The 19,567-nt window shown below is 59.4% G+C and carries 15 protein-coding genes; 7 read left to right on the top strand and 8 right to left on the bottom strand.

The features are described from left to right. Together cydB and RY113_RS14070 are read right to left on the bottom strand one after the other, a co-directional pair. The gene (gene cydB / locus RY113_RS14075; protein WP_315915156.1) at window positions 1-1,089 is read right to left on the bottom strand and encodes a cytochrome d ubiquinol oxidase subunit II; all 1,089 of its coding nucleotides are present in this window, start codon (window positions 1,087-1,089) and stop codon (window positions 1-3) included. Window positions 1,090-1,151: 62 nt separating this feature from the next. After that, a complete protein-coding gene (locus RY113_RS14070; RefSeq protein ID WP_315915056.1) occupies window positions 1,152-2,738 on the bottom strand; it encodes a cytochrome ubiquinol oxidase subunit I in 1,587 nt (528 codons plus the stop codon). 177 nt (window positions 2,739-2,915) lie between these two features. On the opposite strand from RY113_RS14070, the gene RY113_RS14065 reads away from it, so the two are divergent. Continuing rightward, window positions 2,916-3,290 (top strand): BlaI/MecI/CopY family transcriptional regulator, encoded by a 375-nt coding sequence (locus tag RY113_RS14065; protein WP_110106081.1) that lies wholly within the window; start codon window positions 2,916-2,918, stop codon window positions 3,288-3,290. 118 nt (window positions 3,291-3,408) lie between these two features. Beyond that, entirely contained in the window at window positions 3,409-4,359 is a 951-nt protein-coding gene (locus RY113_RS14060) for a M48 family metalloprotease (protein ID WP_315915055.1), read from the top strand. Between the two features lie 69 nt (window positions 4,360-4,428). On the opposite strand, the gene RY113_RS14055 is transcribed toward RY113_RS14060, so the two are convergent. Continuing rightward, window positions 4,429-6,549 (bottom strand): type IIA DNA topoisomerase subunit B, encoded by a 2,121-nt coding sequence (locus tag RY113_RS14055; protein WP_110106079.1) that lies wholly within the window; start codon window positions 6,547-6,549, stop codon window positions 4,429-4,431. Between the two features lie 189 nt (window positions 6,550-6,738). On the opposite strand from RY113_RS14055, the gene RY113_RS14050 reads away from it, so the two are divergent. Beyond that, the gene (locus RY113_RS14050) at window positions 6,739-6,963 is read left to right on the top strand and encodes a hypothetical protein (protein ID WP_110106078.1); all 225 of its coding nucleotides are present in this window, start codon (window positions 6,739-6,741) and stop codon (window positions 6,961-6,963) included. 173 nt (window positions 6,964-7,136) lie between these two features. On the opposite strand, the gene RY113_RS14045 is transcribed toward RY113_RS14050, so the two are convergent. The 5 genes from RY113_RS14045 to gcvT all read right to left on the bottom strand — a co-directional run bounded on the left by RY113_RS14045 (window position 7,137) and on the right by gcvT (window position 13,745). After that, on the bottom strand, window positions 7,137-8,411 hold the full coding sequence (locus RY113_RS14045) for an RNA polymerase sigma factor (protein WP_110106077.1): 1,275 nt from the start codon (window positions 8,409-8,411) through the stop codon (window positions 7,137-7,139). A 301-nt stretch (window positions 8,412-8,712) separates the two neighbouring features. After that, entirely contained in the window at window positions 8,713-10,011 is a 1,299-nt protein-coding gene (locus RY113_RS14040; RefSeq protein WP_315915054.1) for a DUF4192 domain-containing protein, read from the bottom strand. Window positions 10,012-10,128: 117 nt separating this feature from the next. Further along, window positions 10,129-11,487 (bottom strand): MFS transporter, encoded by a 1,359-nt coding sequence (locus RY113_RS14035; protein ID WP_315915053.1) that lies wholly within the window; start codon window positions 11,485-11,487, stop codon window positions 10,129-10,131. Between the two features lie 4 nt (window positions 11,488-11,491). Continuing rightward, a complete protein-coding gene (locus tag RY113_RS14030) occupies window positions 11,492-12,457 on the bottom strand; it encodes a proteasome assembly chaperone family protein (protein WP_110106074.1) in 966 nt (321 codons plus the stop codon). Between the two features lie 154 nt (window positions 12,458-12,611). Next, entirely contained in the window at window positions 12,612-13,745 is a 1,134-nt protein-coding gene (gene gcvT / locus RY113_RS14025) for a glycine cleavage system aminomethyltransferase GcvT (RefSeq protein WP_110106073.1), read from the bottom strand. Window positions 13,746-13,960: 215 nt separating this feature from the next. On the opposite strand from gcvT, the gene RY113_RS14020 reads away from it, so the two are divergent. The 4 genes from RY113_RS14020 to RY113_RS14005 all read left to right on the top strand — a co-directional run bounded on the left by RY113_RS14020 (window position 13,961) and on the right by RY113_RS14005 (window position 19,434). Then, entirely contained in the window at window positions 13,961-15,484 is a 1,524-nt protein-coding gene (locus tag RY113_RS14020) for a leucyl aminopeptidase (protein ID WP_315915052.1), read from the top strand. Window positions 15,485-15,728: 244 nt separating this feature from the next. Continuing rightward, window positions 15,729-17,111, top strand: a complete 1,383-nt coding sequence (lpdA, locus tag RY113_RS14015) for a dihydrolipoyl dehydrogenase (protein WP_315915051.1) — start codon at window positions 15,729-15,731, stop codon at window positions 17,109-17,111. Window positions 17,112-17,251: 140 nt separating this feature from the next. Next, window positions 17,252-18,958, top strand: coding sequence for a 2-oxoglutarate dehydrogenase, E2 component, dihydrolipoamide succinyltransferase (gene sucB, locus RY113_RS14010; RefSeq protein WP_315915050.1), 1,707 nt, complete (start codon window positions 17,252-17,254; stop codon window positions 18,956-18,958). Between the two features lie 125 nt (window positions 18,959-19,083). Then, a complete protein-coding gene (locus tag RY113_RS14005) occupies window positions 19,084-19,434 on the top strand; it encodes a hypothetical protein (protein ID WP_315915049.1) in 351 nt (116 codons plus the stop codon). Window positions 19,435-19,567: the final 133 nt, after the last annotated feature.

Raw genomic sequence — 19,567 nt, 5'->3', positions numbered from 1 at the left:
CTAGGAATCTCCGCCAGTTGTGGTGTGCTCGAAGTGGGGCTCGCTGGTGGATCCAACAGAAACGTATCCGACGGCGGGACCGAACTCGTGCGGTTCGGGCAGGTGAGCCACGGTGATGCGCTTGCGGAAGATCCAGTACGTCCACGCTTGGTAGGCCAACACCAGCGGGACTCCCACGGCCGCCACAATGGACATCAGGCCCAGCGTGTAGCTTGAGGAAGAGGCGTTCTCCACTGTCAGGTTCCACAGCGGATCCAGCGTGGACGGCAGCACTACGGGGTAGGCGGCGCTGAAGATTGCGGTAGCACCTGCAAGCAGGAACCCGCCCATGGCCAGGAAGCTGAGGCCTTCACGGCCTGCCTTGTTGGCCATCCAGGAGGCTACGGCGCACGCAACGGCTACGGCGATCAAAAGCCAGCTAAACCATTTGCCGTTCTCCAGGGCCACCGCAATGGCCCACACCGCCATCGGCGCCAGTCCCACAGGCATCCACCGGCCCACCAATCGGCGGGCGCGGTGGCGAATCTCGCCGTCGGTCTTCAGGGCAACAAACGCTGCGGCGTGGATGATAGCGAAGCCCACTACGGCGAGCCCACCAATCACGGCGTACCAGGTGAACCAGGCGAAGGGCCCTCCTACGCGGTCGCCATTCGCGTTCAGCGGCAGGCCGGTGGTGGTCAAGGCCAGCATGGCACCGATGCCGAAGGCAGCAACGAAGGAGCCTAGGGCGATGGCCCAGTCCCAGACCGTCCGCCACATATCGGAGTGGACTTTGCCCCGGTATTCAAAGGCCACGGCGCGGAAGATCAGCGCTATCAGCACGAACACCAGGGGAATGTACAGTGCCGAGAACAGCGAGGCATACCAGAACGGGAATGCGGCGAAGGTGGCGCCGCCGGCAGTGAGCAGCCACACCTCGTTGCCGTCCCAGACAGGCCCCACGGTGTTGAGCAGGACACGGCGTTCCTTTTCGCCGCGGGCGAAGGTCTTCATGAGTATGCCAACACCCAAATCGAATCCTTCAAGGAAGAGGTAGCCGATCCACAGCACGGCAATCAGTATGAACCACAAAGTGGGAAGAGAATCCATCATTAGTCCTTTGGCTTCAGCAGCAAGTCAGGGGCGCGGGCACGGTGTTGGTGCCCTGGAGGTCAGTACGCGAACGCAAGCACATCGTCGTCCGCTTCCCCGCCTGGGCCGGTGCCGCCGTCGTCCGTCTTTTTGGTCTGGTCCAGTTCCGGCATGGCCGAGACCACGCCGCCGCGGATGTACTTGGTCAGCAGGACCACTTCCACTACCAGCAGCACGGCGTACACGGTGGTCAGTGCCACGAGGGAGAAGATCACCTCGCCGGCCGAGACGCCAGGGGAAACGGCCGAGGCTGTGAACATGAACACTTGATCGATGCCGCTCATGGACGGGTTGGGTGCCACCACGAAGGGTTGGCGGCCCATTTCGGTGAAGATCCAGCCGGCGGCGTTGGCGCCAAAGGGCGCAAGGATGCCGATCAGGGCAAGGCGCATCAGGGCCTTGGACTTGGGAACGGTGCCCTTGCGGGTGGCCCACAGGGCTACGGCAGCGGCGGCCGCAGCAAGCCCGCCAAAGCCGATCATCATGCGGAAGCCCCAGTAAGTGACGGGCATGACCGGAACGTAGTTGATCTCTCGGCCGGCCCGGTCACCGTACATCGGATCATCGGGAAGGTACTTGCCATATTTGGCCTGGTACTCGGGTACCAGAGTGTTCACGCCCTTGATCTCGGTGGTGAAGTCGTTGTGAGCCAGGAAGGAGAGCAGGCCTGGCACTTCCATAACGGCCACAACCTCGGAGCAGTCGCGGCTTCCAACGTCACCAAGGGACAGGATGGAGAAACTGGTTCCGTCATGGCAGGCAGCCTCGGCGGCTGCCATCTTCATGGGTTGCTGCTCAAACATCAGCTTTCCTGACAAGTCACCGGAGACGGCGGACCCGGCAAACGCGATCATGGCAACCACGGCACCGAAGCGCAGTGATTTGATCCACACCGAATGATCCTTCTTGTCTCGGCCCGGTATGGTGGCTGATTCGCCCACAATGACCCGTCCCGTGGCATCCACGGTGTCAATGCCGTCCTTGCGGCGGCGCCACAGCTGGTACCAGGAGATACCGAGGAGGAAGCCGCCGGCCACGGCCATAGCGCCAGTAATGGTGTGGAAGAAGGCCACGAGTGCGGTGTTGTTGGTGAAGACAGCCCAGGCGTCCACCATGACGGGGCGCCCGTTGAGCATTTCCACACCTACGGGGTGCTGCATCCAGGAGTTCGCCACGAGGATGAAGTATGCCGAAACAATGGATCCTGCAACGGCGATCCAGAGGCAGGCCAAGTGAATGCGTGGGGGAAGCTTCTTCCAGCCGAAGATCCACAGGCCCAGGAAGGTTGATTCAACGAAGAAGGCCAGCAGGGCTTCCATGGCCAGGGGCGCCCCGAACACGTCACCGACGAAGCGGCTGTATTCGCTCCACGCCATGCCGAATTGGAACTCCTGGACGATCCCGGTGGCCACGCCCATGATGAAATTGATCAGGAAGAGCTTGCCCCAGAACTTTGTCATGCGCAGATAGGCTTCGTTGCCGGTTTTGTGCCAGCGTGTCTGCAAAATGGCCACCAAAGTACCCAAGCCGATGGTCAGCGGCACCATTAGGAAGTGGTACACGGTCACTATTCCGAACTGCCACCTGGCAATGTCCAGAGCTTCCACTATGTTTCCCCTCGTCCATGAAAAATATTCAGACTATCCAGCACGTTCTACATCTTGTAGAACTTCTATTTCTACCTTGTGTAGAACATTGCTGTCAAAAGCTGTATATTTAGTGATGTACGTATATTTGGCGTACTCTTACGTGTTTTGATGACTGCAGTGAAGTAGAGGATTTGAATGGCAACGCTTGGGGATTTGGAAAGAGCTGTCATGGACCTGCTGTGGGAGCATCAGGAAGCCATAACAGCTAATATTCTGCGGGATTTACTCTCGCAGCGGACCACGGATGACAATGCAGAGTCACGCCCGTTGGCCGTCACCACAGTGCTGACGGTGCTGTCCAGGCTGGAAAAAAAGGGCCTGGTTGAGCGCGAAAGGGCTTCACGACCGCACCGCTACCGCGCTGTCACAAGTCGCGAAGAACACACCGCAGAACTCATGCTGGAAGTATTGGGCTCCGCCCCGGACCGCGAAGCCGTTTTGGCGCGATTCATCGGTACCGTCAGTCCCGGCGAGGCCCAGACACTGCGCACCCTTCTGGGACGTCCCTAACATTTGCATCTACTAAGCGCACTTGCCACGCCCAGTGCTTGACAGAGCTCGTTGAGCGCACTGGTGGAGCCCACTGGCGCAGTACCCTGTGCAAGCCAGAGACGGTAAGTTGTAGAACATGTTCTGGACCTCCTGGTTCCTTGCCGCCTTGGCTATAGCCTTGGCGTGGCCGGTGCCTGTTTTTCTTTCCCGCGCGGCATGGCCTGCCCGGGCACCTTTTGCCGCCATGGTGTTGTGGCAGTCCATAGCCCTTGCTGGTGGCCTGTCCATGATTGGGGCCATGCTTTGCTGGGGTTTGGTGCCCCTGGGTGAGAACCTGGCCAGCGGGCTGCACGGACTGGCCCGGATCTTGCTGGGCCGGGATTCCCTTGACACACTGGGATTAATCCACGCTTTTGCACTCAGTGCGGCGGCCCTACTCTCAGCCCATTTGGTCTTCACGCTGTGGCTGACCTACTACCGCATCCAGCGCCAGCGCAGCAGGCACCGGGACCTGTTGAACCTGCTCAGTTCACCGTCAACCGACCGCCCCGACACGCTCGTCATCAATCATCAGGCCCCTGTTGCATATTGCCTGCCAGGGGGCTCACGCTCCGTTACCGTGCTCTCGGAGGGTCTCCTTGAGTTGCTCTCACCTGAGGAGTTGCATGCGGTTCTGCTCCATGAGCAGACTCATCTGTTACAGCGCCACCACCTGCTGTTGTGGGCCTTCGCCGCATGGCGTTCGGCACTTCCTTGGCTACCCACCTCGAAGCTGGCCCAGCAGGCGGTTTCGTCCCTGATTGAGATCATGGCCGACGACGTAGCCTTGCGTTCCGTGGACAAGGCCACCTTGGTCACGGCCATCGCCTTGGTAGCCAGCGGTTCAGCCCAGCTGCCTGCCGATACGCTGATGGCGGACAACGCAAGCCAAATCGACACGCCCACCACCACCTCGGCCCGCCTGAGTAAATTGTTGGCCCCCGCCCCAGCCCTGGCCACGGGCCGCCAGGTACTGATCATCGCCGGGGCGCTCATGCTCCTGGCCATTCCCACAGCCCTCCTGCTGGTTCCCGGCATTCTGGCCTAGAGCGGCGCAGGGCGCCTTAATGCCAGGTGGTGCGAGCCGCTGCGGGGTTGGGGCTAGTGCAAGGTGGGGCTAGGCGTCAATGCGTCCCTGATCCAACTGTTCACTACCTGCAACAATGAATTCCTTGCGGGGCGCCACCTCTGAACCCATGAGAAGTTCAAACGTGTGCTCGGCACGGTCGGCGTCGGCGCTTGTGACCCGTCGCAGCATCCTGTGGCGAGGATCCATGGTGGTTTCGGCCAACTGGTCAGCGTCCATCTCGCCCAGACCCTTGTAGCGCTGAATAGGGATCTTGTGGCTCTTTCCTGCCTTTTCCAGCTTGGCGAGGAGCTTATGCAGTTCGTTCTCAGAGTAAATGTAGATCATTTCATTGGCTTTGGCGCCTGCGTTGATGACCTCCACCCGGTAGAGCGGCGGAACAGCGGCATACACATTTCCGGCATCGACCATGGGGCGCATGTAACGGAAGAACAAGGTCAATAGGAGTGTCCGGATATGTGCGCCGTCAACGTCAGCATCCGTCATCAGGATCACCTTCCCGTAACGTGCTGCGGCCAAATCAAAGCTGCGTCCTGAGCCGGCTCCAACCACCTGGATTAGGGCTGCGCACTCGGCGTTGGCCAGCATGTCTCCCACCGAGGCCTTTTGCACGTTCAGGATCTTGCCTCGGATGGGCAGCAGAGCCTGGAAATCGGAGGATCTGGCCATTTTGGCCGTACCCAGTGCGCTGTCCCCTTCCACAATAAAGAGCTCGCTCTTGGCTACATCGGTGCTGCGGCAATCCGCCAGCTTGGTGGGTAGGGAGGATGTTTCCAAGGCGTTTTTGCGCCGCTGGGTTTCTTTGTGGACCCGGGCGGAGATGCGTGACTTCATTTCTGAAACCACTTTTTCCAACAGCTGCGCGGACTGGATTTTTTCCCCGCGTGCCGTGGAGTCGAGTTTTTCCTTGAGCGCCTTCTCCACTACCTTGGCCACAATGGCTTTGACGGCCGGGGTCCCCAAAATTTCTTTTGTCTGGCCTTCGAACTGGGGCTCTGCCAGCCGGACCGTCAGGACGGCCGTCAGACCGGCCATAACATCGTCCTTTTCGATCTTGTCGTTGCCTGCCTTGAGCTTTCGCGCATTGGCCTCAATGACCTTGCGGAACGTTTTGAGCAGCGCCTGCTCAAAGCCTTCCTGGTGCCGGCCACCTTTGGGTGTGGCAATGATGTTCACGAAGCTGCGCATGGTGGTCTCGTAGCCCACCCCCCAGCGCAAAGCAATATCCACCTCGCAATCGCGTTCCATCGCAGTGCTTTCCAGACGCCCCTCCGCGTTGAGAACGGGAACGGTTTCGGTGAAGGTGCCATGACCTTGCAGACGCCAAATATCCGTGACCGCCCCGCCAACGGAGAGGAAGTCAACAAACTCGGACAGGCCGCCGTCGTGGTGGAAGATCTCCTCATGCGTGGCAAACTCCCCCGGTGTCCCAGCGAGGCGGCGTTCGTCAATGACTTTGATTTTCAAGCCCGGCACCAGGAAGGAGGTCTGCCGTGCACGTGCCACAAGTTCGTCGTAGGAGAACTTGGCATCCGCTGTGAAGATCTGCCGGTCCGCCCAGTACCGAATCCTGGTGCCTGTCACCCCGCGCTTGGTGGTGCCCACAACATCGAGGCTGGAGGCCTCGGTAAAGGGCGCAAAAGCCACATCAGGGCTGAGGGACTTTCCGGGGTCTTTAAAGTGGCCCGGTTCCCCGCGACGGAAGCTCATTTGGTAGGTTTTTCCACCACGATCCACCTGGGCGTCCATGCGTGAGGACAAGGCGTTGACAACACTGGCACCCACACCGTGCAGACCACCAGAAGCAGCGTAGGAACTTCCACCAAACTTGCCTCCGGCGTGAAGTTTCGTCAGAACAACTTCCAGACCCGTCAGCCCGGTCTTAGGCTCCACATCCACGGGAATGCCGCGGCCGTCGTCATGCACTTCCACCGAGGAATCCTTGTGCAGGATGACAGTGATGTTTTGACCGTATCCGGCCAGCGCCTCATCCACGGAGTTATCGATAATCTCCCACAAGCAGTGCATGAGACCGCGAGAGTCGGTGGACCCGATGTACATGCCGGGACGCTTGCGCACAGCCTCCAGCCCCTCCAGGACGGAGAGATGGCGTGCGCTGTAATCGGAACTTTGGCGTGCCACTGTGGACATACTCCTTCAAGGTTTGCTTGGCCTAACAATTACTAAGGTTAATGGCTGGCGCGGCGTTGTGGTTACAGGCTGGCCGGGCCAAGAGACTTCCATCGGGATACGCGGTTAGCGAAAGTACCCCACGTCGATGGAAGCACAGCGCCCCATTGGTGGTTGTATAAAGTACAAGAACTTATTAAGGAGGCCATCATGACCACCACGACCGTCAGCAACCTAGAACTGACTACCCTTGACCGTTGTGACCGTTGCGGCGCACAAGCTTATGTGCGAGTAACATTGGAGTCCTCCGGCGGTGAGCTGCGTTTTTGCGGCCACCACGCCCGGGCAGTAGAAGCTACTTTGAAGCCTCTCGCTTCGCAGTGGCACGACGAGACCAACCGCCTGCACGAAAAGGCGCCCGTTTCGATCGACTAGGACACCTGCCTGAACAGAATCGGTATAAGAGAAGGGCCCCGGAAGATCCGGGGCCCTTCTCTTATGTCCTCATCCACACCCGGCGCTCACTAGGAGCAGACGGGTGGGCCCACAGTTCCGAGGGCCCCAAGCATCGGCTCGCTTGCGAGCCAATGCTTGGGAGGAACTGGGGACTAGTCCAGGTAGTCGCGCAGAACCTGTGAGCGTGACGGGTGGCGCAGCTTGGACATGGTTTTGGATTCGATCTGGCGGATGCGTTCACGCGTCACACCGTAGACCTTGCCAATTTCATCTAAAGTCTTCGGCTGGCCATCGGTCAGGCCGAAGCGCATGGCGACGACGCCAGCTTCACGTTCGGACAGGGTGTCCAGAACTGAGTGAAGCTGTTCCTGCAACAGGGTGAAGGAGACTGCGTCTGCCGGTACCACGGCTTCGGAGTCTTCAATCAAGTCACCGAACTCGGAGTCACCGTCTTCACCCAGCGGGGTATGAAGGGAGATGGGTTCGCGGCCGTACTTTTGAACTTCAACAACCTTCTCAGGAGTCATGTCCAATTCCTTGGCCAGTTCCTCAGGTGTGGGTTCGCGGCCCAAATCCTGCAACATCTGGCGCTGCACGCGTGCCAGCTTGTTGATGACTTCTACCATGTGCACCGGGATGCGGATGGTACGAGCCTGATCCGCCATTGCGCGGGTAATGGCCTGACGGATCCACCAGGTGGCGTAGGTGGAGAACTTGAAGCCCTTGGTGTAGTCGAACTTCTCGACGGCACGGATCAGGCCCAGGTTTCCTTCCTGGATCAGATCCAGGAAGAGCATTCCGCGGCCGGTGTAGCGTTTGGCCAGGGATACCACTAGGCGCAGGTTAGCTTCCAGCAGGTGGTTCTTGGCAATGCCACCGTCGTGGACAATGCGGTCCATGTCGCGCCTGAGCTGGGCGTCCATGGCCTCGCGGCCCTCTTTGAGCTTTTCAGTGGCGAAAAGTCCTGCTTCAATGCGCAGAGCCAGGTCAACTTCCTGCTCAGCGTTGAGAAGGGCAACTTTACCGATTTGCTTGAGGTAGTCCTTAACAGGGTCAGCCGTAGCGCCTGCGGACATGACTTGCTGCACGGGGGCGTCATCATCATCAGAGTCCGAATATACGAATCCGGTACCTGTGGCGACGGGACGTTCCTTAGCAGTTTCTTCCTGCTCGTCTTCATCCATCGGATCTTCGGCGGCAGCCTCTTCTTCAATCTTGGCCTTGCCGCGGCGGGCCGGAGCGGCCTTCTTGGGTGCAGCCGTGGCACCAGTAGCGGGCTCTGCGCCAGCAGCCTCGGCTGCGGCTGCTTTCTTTGCAGCCATGGTGGCAGCACGCTTCTGTGCTGGCGTCAGGGGCACGGTTGCTGACGAGGTGGGATCCTCAGTCTCCTTAGTTGTGGAGACGTTGCTCTTAGCAGTAGCAGACACAGAAAACCTTTCTTACGGCGGTCTGTGGAGTTACCGTCGGGCAACACCACTATGACCCTGTCAAGTCCGCGCTGGTAAGCGCATCACATTTTCTTGAAGGGTCACAGGGTATAACTCCCCGCAACACGGCATTGTTCCCGCCGTCCGAATGATTTTTATCTTCGGCACAATCAACTAAAAATGAATGCATCAACACGGACCCCACCGGGTCTTGCATCCAGTGTCTCACGATTTTGCACTACCATCTTGCGCACGCCACGCTCTAGGGCGATGCTGGTGTGCAATAAAGATCACAACCCGCTTATGCGGCCTCGTCGAGATCAGTTTCTTTGTCCTGGTTGTCTCGGTGCCAGGCAGTTTTTGGATTCCTGGCGCACTCGGCAACGTGACCGGCGGAAAGTAGTTGCTCAAGAAGGGACGCTAACCGGTACCCGGGCTGGTAGTCCATGCAGGCCTGGAAATATTGTCCAGCCCAGCTGCCCCGGCCCTTGCACCATTGGATCCATCCCAAAATGCACAGCACGGGCGCTTTGTCAGTGTCATCACTGGCCTGTGCCAGAAATTGCAAGAAGCGCTCCGCCTTGTCAAGCCGAGCCCAATCTAGGACGCGAGGCTCCTCGCCCGGGATTCTGGGCTCACTTGCTCCGATGAGGATATTGCTGAAATTGTAGGCCGCCTCAACTAGGTGATCATCGCTGAGGCAATCAACGTTCAAAGGCCGCCCGGCAGCTTGATTTCCACCGTACCAATTCTTGGCCACCATAATCGGTTCCGTGTCTGGCCCCACCAAACTCATACCAGCGGCACCTGCCAGAGCATACTCGGCGGTGGTGGCGAGGAGCACCATGACGGCGTCACGCGCACTGTGATTGGCCAGCCCGGCAAGCAGGAAGGCACACATGTGTGGATCTGGCGGTTTTGGCCATAGTTCCAGACTGAACGCCCACGCCTGCAAGGTGGCCGTCAATTGCTGCACCCCACACCCATTAATGACCATGCTCCCCGCTAGAATTTCACCGCCAACGACGCCGGCGGCGGCCACTGAGGCAGCAAACTCCGGGTCTCTCACCGCTATTAACTCACGCACTTGTTCCATGGGGGCCCGCCCCACTACGCTGCCGCGAAAGATGAATTCGGCGTTGACAAAGCTTTCTTTGATGCAGAGATTCTCTTTTCCTGGCCACGGGCAGCACCGGGCGTCCGTGCATTCGAGGGATCGCCAGTGCTCCGTACCAATAAACCATGCGTCCCTCACGGGCAGTCCTTGCGCTTCGAACGCCTTGCGCAATGCCTTGTACAACTGCGCTTGAGGCAGCCCGCCGGGCACGCGCCAATCTTGTCTACCGAAAATAGCAATTAAAGAACCATCGGCGCCCTTGTCATTAGCCAGCTGGGTCGCTGCGATGGCGGCAAAGCGCCCGACTTCCTTGCCACTGGATGAATCGGGTGGAAGGTCAAGACGCATGGTGGCTCGCAGCTTCTTGCCCAGCATGGAAATGGCGACAATGCTGGCATCGGGCCAGTACCCCACCATGTGAGGAATGAATGCCAGGAGGTCTTCGCCGGCACTGACTTTGATGGTTTCTAGTGGTTTATTCATGGTCCAAGACTGGTCCCCAGGTGATCTGGATTCCAGAGCGCTGACCGCAAACCGCTCAATCTGTGGATAACAGGCGCTTTGGTCAGCAAGCCCGTGGTGAACTTCTCACAGTGGCGGCTAGGACTTGCGGTGGTTCTTCTCATCACGGCGTTCGGCTTTGTACTGCTGCTGGCGGCGGCGGCTATCGGCTAGGACAACGCGCAGCGGCGGAACCACTGCTCCGCGCTCGGCCATGGTTCGCCGTACTTTTCGGCGGCTAGTAATGACGGCGGCAATGCCGATTCCGAGAACAAGGAATTGGAAAGAGAACGCAACCCGGAACGCATCGAGAGAATACAACCCCTCCGGGGAAAAGCCCGTTCCATTGAGCAGGTCAAGAATCAGCCCCACCATATACATGGTCACCAACGCTGCGAAGAAACCACCCACATTCACAATGCCAGTGGCCGTGCCCACCCGGTGGGAGGGGTTAAAGGTCCGGGCAAAATCAAAAGCGATCATCGAAGCGGGCCCGCCCACTGCCAGCACCAACACCAACACGACTAACAGCCACAACGGGGAGGGCCCGGACTGCAGCAACACGGCAGCCCAGACGGCGACGATGGCAAAGGTCACAGCCAGCACCATGGTGGAGCGGCGTAGCGGATGTTTCCCCACCCAACTGCCCAGGAAGGGACCGCACACGATCCCGACCACAACGAACAGGCTCAGCAGTACGCTGGCGGTGCCAGTGTCCAGGCCCTGACCCGAGACCAAGAAGGGGTATCCCCAGGTGAGAACAAAGACCGTGCCGGAAAATTGGGTTGCGAAGTGGCTCCACATGCCCAGCCTTGTACCGGGCTGCCGCCAGGCGGTGGCCAGGTCTGACATTGATTCCTTCAAGCCCTGCTGCGAGGAAGCACTCACTGCGCCCAGGGGCGCGTTGCGCACTAGCGCAAAAGCGAGCACACAGGCCAGTATTCCCAGGGCGGCCAAGCCCGCGAAGGCCGGGCTCCACCCGGCAGCATGGAGCACAAAAGCAAAAGGGGCAATGCTGATGAGCTGCCCAAATTGACCCAGCTGACCTGTCAGCTGGGTCAGGAGAGGAACTTTTCGTGTAGAGAACCAGAAGGGAACGAGCCGGATCACGGCAATGAAGGTCATGGCGTCACCGGCACCAACAAAGATTCTCCCCACAACACCTGCGGGAATGGAGGAAGCAGCCGCCAATTGCAGTTGCCCCACGGCCATCAGGGCAGCGCCTGTGGCAATCATGATGCGGGGACCGAACCTGTCAACGAGGACGCCAACCGGGATTTGCAGCCCGGCATATACAACGAGCTGGATCACCGTGAAGGCAGATAAAGCCGCCGCAGTGGCCCCAAATCGGTCAGTGGCCACCAGACCCGCTACGCCGAAGGAAGTCCTCTGGGTAACGGCAATCAGGTAGGCAAAAACTCCAACACCCCAAACCAACCACGCACGCTTACTATCCACGTATTTAGCTTATGCCACCATCAGGCTCGGCTGTTGCTCCCCCATCCCGGCTAGCCAGGTACGCTTCAACCGCGGCACCCAACTCGTCGGCGTCGGGCAATTCATCATTCTCGCCAGCCAGCAGTGAGCGGCGGGCAGTGCCTTCGCTGTGTTCGTCGTACTGCCTCTCAAGCTTTGTCACAACCCCAGCCACATCGCTGGACGCTTCAACCTGCTCAGTGATTTGGCGCTCAACAGCCCGGCCGGCTTCGCGCAAACGCTCACTGGGAAGCATTAAGGAGGCGGCTGCGCCCAAGTATTCCAAACCGGCCACGGCGGCGGGAGGGTATTCGGCGTCGGATAGATAGTGCGGGACATGGATGGCATAGCCCACCACGTTCCGGCCCGCATCAGTGAGCTTGAACTCAATGACGTGGCCAATGGCGGCCGGGACCTCCATGGTGGCTTTCCATGCTGAAATGCCTTCAATAAGTTCTGGCCGGTTGCCGTGGACAGTGGCCCCTATTGGGCGTGTATGCGGCACGGGCATGGGCACTGAATGCACCCAGGCCACCAGATTCACATCTAAGCGGTCAACGAGTCCAAGAATAGCTTTACTGAACCGCTCCCATTGGAGGTCAGGCTCAGTGCCATAAAGATACAAAAATGGTGTCCCCAAGGCATCCACCATGCGGTGAAGCACCAGGGACGGGGGCCTGTAGTCGCTGAGATGGTCTTCACTAAACGTGATGCGTGGCCGGCGTGAGCGGTAGTCAATGAGCTGGTCAATATCAAAAACTGCCAAGGGTTCGTGGGCCAGATGATCCGCCAGCTCACCGTTGATCTGTGTGACCACGTGACCGGCATCGGAAAATCCGGTGAACGCCATGATCAGGCTCAAACCGGTAAGGTCCTCGGCGGCAAGCAGGTCCTCATTTAGAACATAGAGGGACTCCGGGGTATGAAACGGGGTGTGCTCAAAATTATTCATGCTTTTCCTCAGCTGCTTGTGTCTCTGAACAGCACAACACCGCAGGACCCCTGAATCATTCCGCCTCAGCCCAGGGAGGGCGTGGGCGGGGCGGGGCACCGCGGTGGTATGGCACTTCTGGCGGCCTTATCAGGATGCTGGCCGGGCACACTTCTTAGGCTTTTACCTTGACGGTGACGAATGGCGGCTTGACCACGCTCACGCCCAATCGGCGTCCACGAATGTCCAGTGCCAGTTCCTGCCCCCATTCCACGCCTGGGTCAACCAAGGCCAGTGCCACGCCGTTACCTAGGGTGGGCGAAAAGGTTCCGGAGGTTGTGTGCCCCACAACCGTGCCTGCGGCATCGAGGACATCAACACCGGCACGCGGCACTCCGCGTTCTGTGGCCAACAGGCCCACGGACTTGCGCTTCACACCGTCCAGCTTTTGGGTACTCAAAGTTTCCTTGCCCCAGAATTCCGGCTTTTTCCACCCTACAGCCCAACCAATACCGGCCTCCAGCGCTGTGATCTCTGTGGAAAGTTCATGTCCGTGCAGGGCATAACCCATCTCGGTACGTAGTGTGTCCCGGGCACCAAGACCCGCAGCACGGCCACCAGCGTTCGCCACTGCCACGGCCAGCGCCTCCCACACCACGGCGGCGTTTGCCCAGGCCGGAACCACTTCGTAGCCGATCTCTCCCGTGTAGCCGGTGCGGCACACGGTTAAGGAAATCTCTTCTCCGTGCAGAGAAACTGTGGTGTCAACGAAGGACATATAGTCCGCGGGTGTGGGCAGGCCTACGGCGTCAAGCACGTCGCTAGCCAGCGGACCCTGGACAGCGAAAACACCAAATTCGCGGTGCAGGTTCAAAATCTCAACGTCGCTTCCCTCGGCATCGCGGGCTGCTTCCAAGGCCGCAACAACGGCACTGGTGTTGGCTGCGTTGGGGATCAGGAACAGGTCATCCTCGGCGCGTAGATACGCGATGAGGTCATCGGTGACTGTGCCGGCGTCGGTCAGGGCCAGGGTGTACTGGGCACTGCCGGGCTTGATCCGGTTGAGGTCATTGGAGAAGCAGCGGTTCGCGAACTCGACGGCACCGGCCCCCCGAATTTCGGCCTTGCCCAGGTGGGAGACGTCAAAGAGGCCAACCGTGGTCCGCACAGCCTTATGCTCGGCCACCACACCGCCGCCGTCATACTGCAGCGGCATCAGCCAACCGCCAAATTCAGCCATCTTTGCTCCGTGGCTGGTGTGCCACTCATGCAAGGGCCCGTGCAGGAGTTCTTCGGAATTTTCACTCATGGCTCATACGGTACCGCAGGCTGGGGTGGCTTCGGTTGCACTGGGGCTCCAAGGTGCCAACACTGAGCAATCATTGGGTAATCGTTGGGCAGTCGTTGGCCAAAGACTGGGAAGTAGCGGGGCATTGGGAAGGCATTTACGATGGCGGCTTTGAGGATACGATCGAAGACAGCATCACAATTCATCAACACCCCACAGTGAGGACAAAATTTCCCGTGAGTGTCAAAGACATTATCAGCTTCCGTGTCATCAATACCGACTTGGCGAAAGCTTCCTCCGATGCCTTGGTGATTGCTGTGGCCAAGGGTGCCAACGGTCCTGTAATCCTCGATTCTCCGCTCTCCCCCGCAGCCTTGGCGTCCTTGAAGGAAACGTTGACGGCTTTGGGCGTGACCGGAGCAGCTGACCAGGTGGTGCGCCTGCCCGGACACCCGGATACGGGAGCCACCATCTTGGTGCTCGCTGGTGTGGGACCCGTCAAGGGAACCGCTGTCACCGAAGAGGCGCTGCGCCGGATGGCAGGTGCCACGTTGCGTGCACTTGCAGGTCTCAAGCATGTGGTTTTTGCCGTGCCAACTACAACGGTCAGCCATGTTGCCGCTCTTGCCGAGGGTGCCGCATTGGGCAGCTACCAGTTCGCCAGCATGCACACGAGCACATCCGGGCGCAATTTCCCCGTCTCCAAGGTCACAATTCATTCCACGCTGGCTAAGGACCCGGAACTGGCAGCCGCCTTGGAGCGCTCCTCCATTGTGGCCAAGGCTGTCAATGCCACCCGCACCCTAGTCAACGAACCGCCGAGCACGTTATACCCGGCCACATTTGCTGACGCAGCACGGGAACTCTCCAAGGGCCTACCCGTGAAGCTCACGGTTCTGGATGAGAAGCGCCTGCTGAAGGAAGGCTGGGGCGGCATCATGGGCGTGGGCCAGGGCTCGTCAAGGCCTCCGCGCATGGTCAAGGTTGAATACAAGTCAGAGCGCGCCGTGGCAAACCTCGCGTTCGTTGGCAAGGGCATTACCTTTGACAGCGGCGGAATTTCCATCAAGCCCGGCGCCGGAATGGTCACCATGAAATGTGACATGGCAGGTGCTGCCGCAGTACTCAACGCCGTGCTGGCGGTGGCAGCTCTGGGGCTTCCCGTCAATGTCACCGGCTGGCTGTGCATTGCCGAGAACATGCCTTCAGGGACGGCCATCCGCCCCTCCGATGTGTTGACAATGTTAGGCGGGAAAACTGTTGAGGTGCTCAACACTGACGCCGAGGGACGCTTGGTCATGGCCGATGGCCTGGTTGCTGCTTCAGCGGAATTCCCCGATGTCATCATTGATGTTGCCACTCTGACGGGCGCTCAAGTCATGGCTTTGGGTCACCGCACCGCCGGTGTCATGGGCGATGAGGGTGTCACCGCCGCACTGAAGGCTGCGGCCGACAGGGCAGGCGAGCTCATCTGGCCCATGCCGCTGCCGGAGGAGCTACGCCCTTCCTTGGATTCCCCCGTTGCGGACATGGCCAACATTGGCGAACGCATGGGTGGAATGATGACCGCAGCCGTCTTCTTGCAGGAGTTTATTGGCAAGAGCAAGGACGGAGAAACCATTCCTTGGGCCCATTTGGATATTGCCGGGCCAGCTTTCAACGAAAGCGCACCCTACGGTTACACCCCCAAGCAGGGAACCGGAATGTCCGTCCGGACCCTGGTGGCTTACGTTGAGGATGTTGTTGCGCGAAGCGCGTAAACGCCACCACACCGTCACGGCTGCTGCAGCAGTTTCAAAAAAGTGAGTATGACCACATTCGCGTTTCTGTGACACCCGTGACGGTGCAGTACTAGGCAACTAACGTAAGGTAAACCCTGAAAGTATTTATCTTTGACTTCGAAGAAGTCTGGAAGTTCCACGAGAACTCTCAGCCTTCTCTCAATAAATGATGAGATGACGCGCCAAAAATGCGCGCGTCACCCGAACGCGAGGGAGCGTCTAAGTGGCCGAACAGGCAGCTGGGCAAGAATTCGATATTTTGATTCTGGGCGGTGGCAGCGGCGGTTACGCCACTGCTCTGCGGGCAGTCCAATTGGGTATGACCGTTGGTCTGGTGGAGAAGGGCAAGCTGGGCGGTACGTGCCTGCACAACGGCTGTATCCCCACCAAGGCACTGCTTCACGCAGCCGAGGTCGCAGACCTCGCCCGTGAAGGATCCTCCATCGGTGTCAACAGCCAACTCAATGGCATTGACCTGGTGGGCGTTAACAAGTACAAAGACGACATCATTGCAGGGAAGTTCAAGGGCCTGCAGGGACTCATCAAGGGTAAGGGTGTGACGGTCATCGAAGGCGAAGGCCGTCTGACCGCTGCCAATACCATCACCGTCAATGGTGTGAACTACACGGGTAAGAACATTGTTCTGGCCACGGGTTCATACTCCCGCAGCCTGCCCGGGCTGGAAATTGGCGGCAAGGTCATCACCTCTGATGAAGCCTTGAAAATGACTGAACTGCCCAAGAGCGCCATTGTGCTTGGCGGCGGCGTCATTGGCGTCGAATTTGCTTCCGTGTGGAAGTCCTTCGGCGTCGATGTGACCATCATCGAAGGTATGGCCTCACTGGTACCCAACGAAGATGCCTCCATCATCAAGGTCCTTGAGCGCACCTTCCGCAAGCGTGGCATCAAGTTCAACACCGGCACCTTCTTCCAGGGTGTGGAGCAGAACAACGACGGCGTCAAGGCAACCTTGGTTGACGGCAAGACCTTCGAAGCTGAACTCATGCTGGTCGCCGTTGGCCGTGGCCCGTCCACAGCCGGCATGGGCTTTGAAGAAGCTGGTGTCACGGTTGACCGCGGCTTCGTCATCACCAACGATCGTCTGCACACCGGCGTAGGCAACGTCTACGCCGTGGGCGACATTGTTCCCGGCATCCAGCTTGCTCACCGCGGCTTCCAGCAGGGTATTTTTGTGGCCGAGGAAATCGCCGGCATGAACCCGGTCATCGTCGAAGACATCAACATCCCCAAGGTCACCTACTGTGACCCGGAGATTGCCTCCGTCGGTTTGAACGAGAAGCAGGCCAAGGAAAAGTTTGGCGACGCCAACGTCGAATCCACCGAGTACAACCTTGCTGGTAACGGCAAGAGCGCCATCTTGGGTACCAGCGGCATCATCAAGTTTGTCCGCGAAAAGGATGGCCCCGTTGTGGGTGTTCACATGATCGGCACCCACATTGGTGAGCAGATCGGTGAAGCACAGCTGATTGTGAACTGGGAAGCGTACCCGGAGGATATTGCAGGCCTCATCCACGCACACCCCACGCAGAACGAAGCTTTGGGAGAAGCGGCAATGGCCTTGGCCGGACGCCCGCTCCACGGCTAGCAACAACTTCTTAGTGCACTCGGCGCCAGCGCCGGGTGCACTAAGCTGAATCCAATACTTTAAGAATAAAAATTTCGGAGCAATGCACAAGCGTTCACAACGATGCAAATGCAGCGCACGAGAAGGAGAACGGGGACGCAATGTCTGAATCCGTGAACTTGCCCGCCTTGGGTGAAAGCGTTACCGAAGGAACCGTCACACGATGGCTCAAGCAAGTTGGGGACCGCGTCGAAATTGACGAGCCCTTACTGGAAGTTTCCACCGACAAGGTTGACACCGAGATCCCGTCACCCTTCGCCGGCATCTTGGAAGAAATCCTTGTACCTGAGGATGAAACAGCAGAAGTCGGAGCTGCCCTGTGCCGCATTGGCACTGGCGACGGCGCACCGGCGGCTCCGGCAGCCGCGCCCGTTGAGGCAGCTCCGGCTGAGCCTGCTGCAGCCCCTGTGGCCGAGCCAGTTGCGGCCGCTCCGGCAGCTCCTGCTGCCGCCACCGATGCTCACGAGCTGGTTTTGCCCGCTTTGGGTGAGTCCGTCACCGAAGGCACCGTCACCCGCTGGCTAAAGGCCGTTGGCGACACCATCGAAGTGGACGAGCCGCTGCTCGAGGTTTCCACCGACAAGGTTGACACTGAGATCCCCTCCCCCGTGGCTGGCGTCTTGCTGGAAATCCGCGTACCCGAGGATGAGACCGCCGAAGTTGGTGGCGTCCTGGCGCTGATCGGTTCCGCTGGTGCCGCACCAGCTGCTGCCCCTGCCGCCGCTCCGGCTCCTGTTGCAGCACCCGCTCCGGCCGCCCCGGCACCCGTTGCTGCACCTGTTGCCGCTCCGGCTCCTGTTGCAGCTCCCGCTCCGGCCGCCCCGGCACCCGTTGCTGCTCCGGCTCCTGTTGCTGCCCCTGCGGCCTCAGGCGCCGAGTCCAACTACGTGACGCCGTTGGTCCGCAAGCTGGCCAAGACCCACGGTGTTGATCTCGCCACGGTCACCGGTTCCGGTGTTGGTGGACGTATCCGTAAGGAAGACGTCCTTGCAGCAGCAGAGGCCGCTAAGGCCGTTGCAGCTCCGGCCACCGCATCAGCCCCCGCCCCGGCAGCGAAGTCCGCTCCCGCCGTGGTGCCTTCAGCACTGCGCGGCACCACGGTCAAGGCACCCCGCATCCGCCAGGTTATTGCCCGCCGTATGCGCGAATCGCTGGAAGCCTCCACGCAGCTCACGCAGGTGCACGAGATTGACATGACGCGGATCGTCAAGCTGCGCACCCAGGCCAAGGACCAGTTCCAGGCCGTCAACGGCACCAAGCTGACGTACCTGCCCTTCATTGCCAAGGCTGTCGCCGAGGCGCTCAAGGCGCACCCCTCGGTCAACGGTGAATACAATGAGGAAACTCAGATGATCACTTACCACAACGCCGAGCATCTGGCGTTTGCTGTGGACACTGACAAGGGCCTGTTGGTCCCTGTCATCTCCAACGCAGGAGATCTGAACCTTGCAGGCCTGGCCGGCAAGATTTCCGATGTTGCCGCACGCACCCGCAGCGGTAAGATCGGCCCGGACGAGCTTTCCGGTGGCACGTTCTCCATCACGAACATCGGCTCCGTTGGCGCACTGTTCGACACCCCCATCATTAACCAGCCCAACGTTGCCATCCTGGGTACCGGCGCGATCGTCAAGCGCGCAGTGGTTGTTGCTGATGCAGACGGTGATGACACCATCGCCATCCGTCACATGATGTACCTGTGCCTGACGTACGATCACCGTTTGGTGGACGGCGCAGACGCTGGCCGGTTCTTGCAGACCCTCAAGGCCCGCCTTGAGGGTGGCGCCTTCGAAGCTGACCTCGGCCTGTAAGCACTTTCTTCACAGAAGTACGACGGCGGTGTGGTGACTTGGGATTCTTCAGTCACCACACCGCCGTCGTTAGTTAAGGCTGCCCTATATAGACACTCTGTCACCAAGTTGCCTAAACTGAGGGCATGGACTTTTTACGCTTAGTGCTCGTATTTTTGCATATTCTTGGTGCCGCTGCGATTGTTGGCGGCTGGCTTGCCGCCTTCAAGTCGCCTACCGTTAGCCAGTGGCAGTGGATCGGTGCGCTGACACAGCTCATCACGGGACTACTGCTGGTTGGGCTGGCTGAAATGGGTGATGGAGATGTCAACAACGTCAAAATTGGCGTCAAGCTAATCATCGCCCTCATTGTTGCCGTCGCAGCGTTCATCGCTCGCCGCAAGATCAAGAACAACCAGGACGTTTCCAAGGGACTGGCACACGCAGTGGGCGGCATGGCCTTGATCAATATCGCCGTCGCCGTCTTTTGGGTCTAACACCTTACGAGGCTGTACCTGCAGGCACCGCCTCACTGCATTAAGCGCGCTTCCCGTAACGGCTGCCCATTCAAGGCAATGACCACGGGGGCGCGCTGTTTTTTTGCAGCCAGCTTATTGCCTCCCGCGGTTC

The organism is Arthrobacter sp. lap29 (assembly GCF_032458965.1).
Classification (GTDB): Bacteria; Actinomycetota; Actinomycetes; order Actinomycetales; family Micrococcaceae; genus Specibacter; species Specibacter psychrochitiniphilus.
Note: the sequence above shows the minus strand (reverse complement) of the source record. Positions and strands in the feature narration are given on the sequence as shown.

What these genes read in the sequence shown, in the direction of transcription:
- cydB (WP_315915156.1), bottom strand. Translation starts at nt 1,089, where the DNA reads ATGGATTCTCTTCCCACTTTGTGGTTCATACTGATTGCCGTGCTGTGG.
- RY113_RS14065 (WP_110106081.1), top strand. Translation starts at nt 2,916, where the DNA reads ATGGCAACGCTTGGGGATTTGGAAAGAGCTGTCATGGACCTGCTGTGG.
- RY113_RS14060 (WP_315915055.1), top strand. Translation starts at nt 3,409, where the DNA reads ATGTTCTGGACCTCCTGGTTCCTTGCCGCCTTGGCTATAGCCTTGGCG.
- RY113_RS14055 (WP_110106079.1), bottom strand. Translation starts at nt 6,549, where the DNA reads ATGTCCACAGTGGCACGCCAAAGTTCCGATTACAGCGCACGCCATCTC.
- RY113_RS14050 (WP_110106078.1), top strand. Translation starts at nt 6,739, where the DNA reads ATGACCACCACGACCGTCAGCAACCTAGAACTGACTACCCTTGACCGT.
- RY113_RS14040 (WP_315915054.1), bottom strand. Translation starts at nt 10,011, where the DNA reads ATGAATAAACCACTAGAAACCATCAAAGTCAGTGCCGGCGAAGACCTC.
- RY113_RS14030 (WP_110106074.1), bottom strand. Translation starts at nt 12,457, where the DNA reads ATGAATAATTTTGAGCACACCCCGTTTCATACCCCGGAGTCCCTCTAT.
- gcvT (WP_110106073.1), bottom strand. Translation starts at nt 13,745, where the DNA reads ATGAGTGAAAATTCCGAAGAACTCCTGCACGGGCCCTTGCATGAGTGG.
- sucB (WP_315915050.1), top strand. Translation starts at nt 17,252, where the DNA reads ATGTCTGAATCCGTGAACTTGCCCGCCTTGGGTGAAAGCGTTACCGAA.
- RY113_RS14005 (WP_315915049.1), top strand. Translation starts at nt 19,084, where the DNA reads ATGGACTTTTTACGCTTAGTGCTCGTATTTTTGCATATTCTTGGTGCC.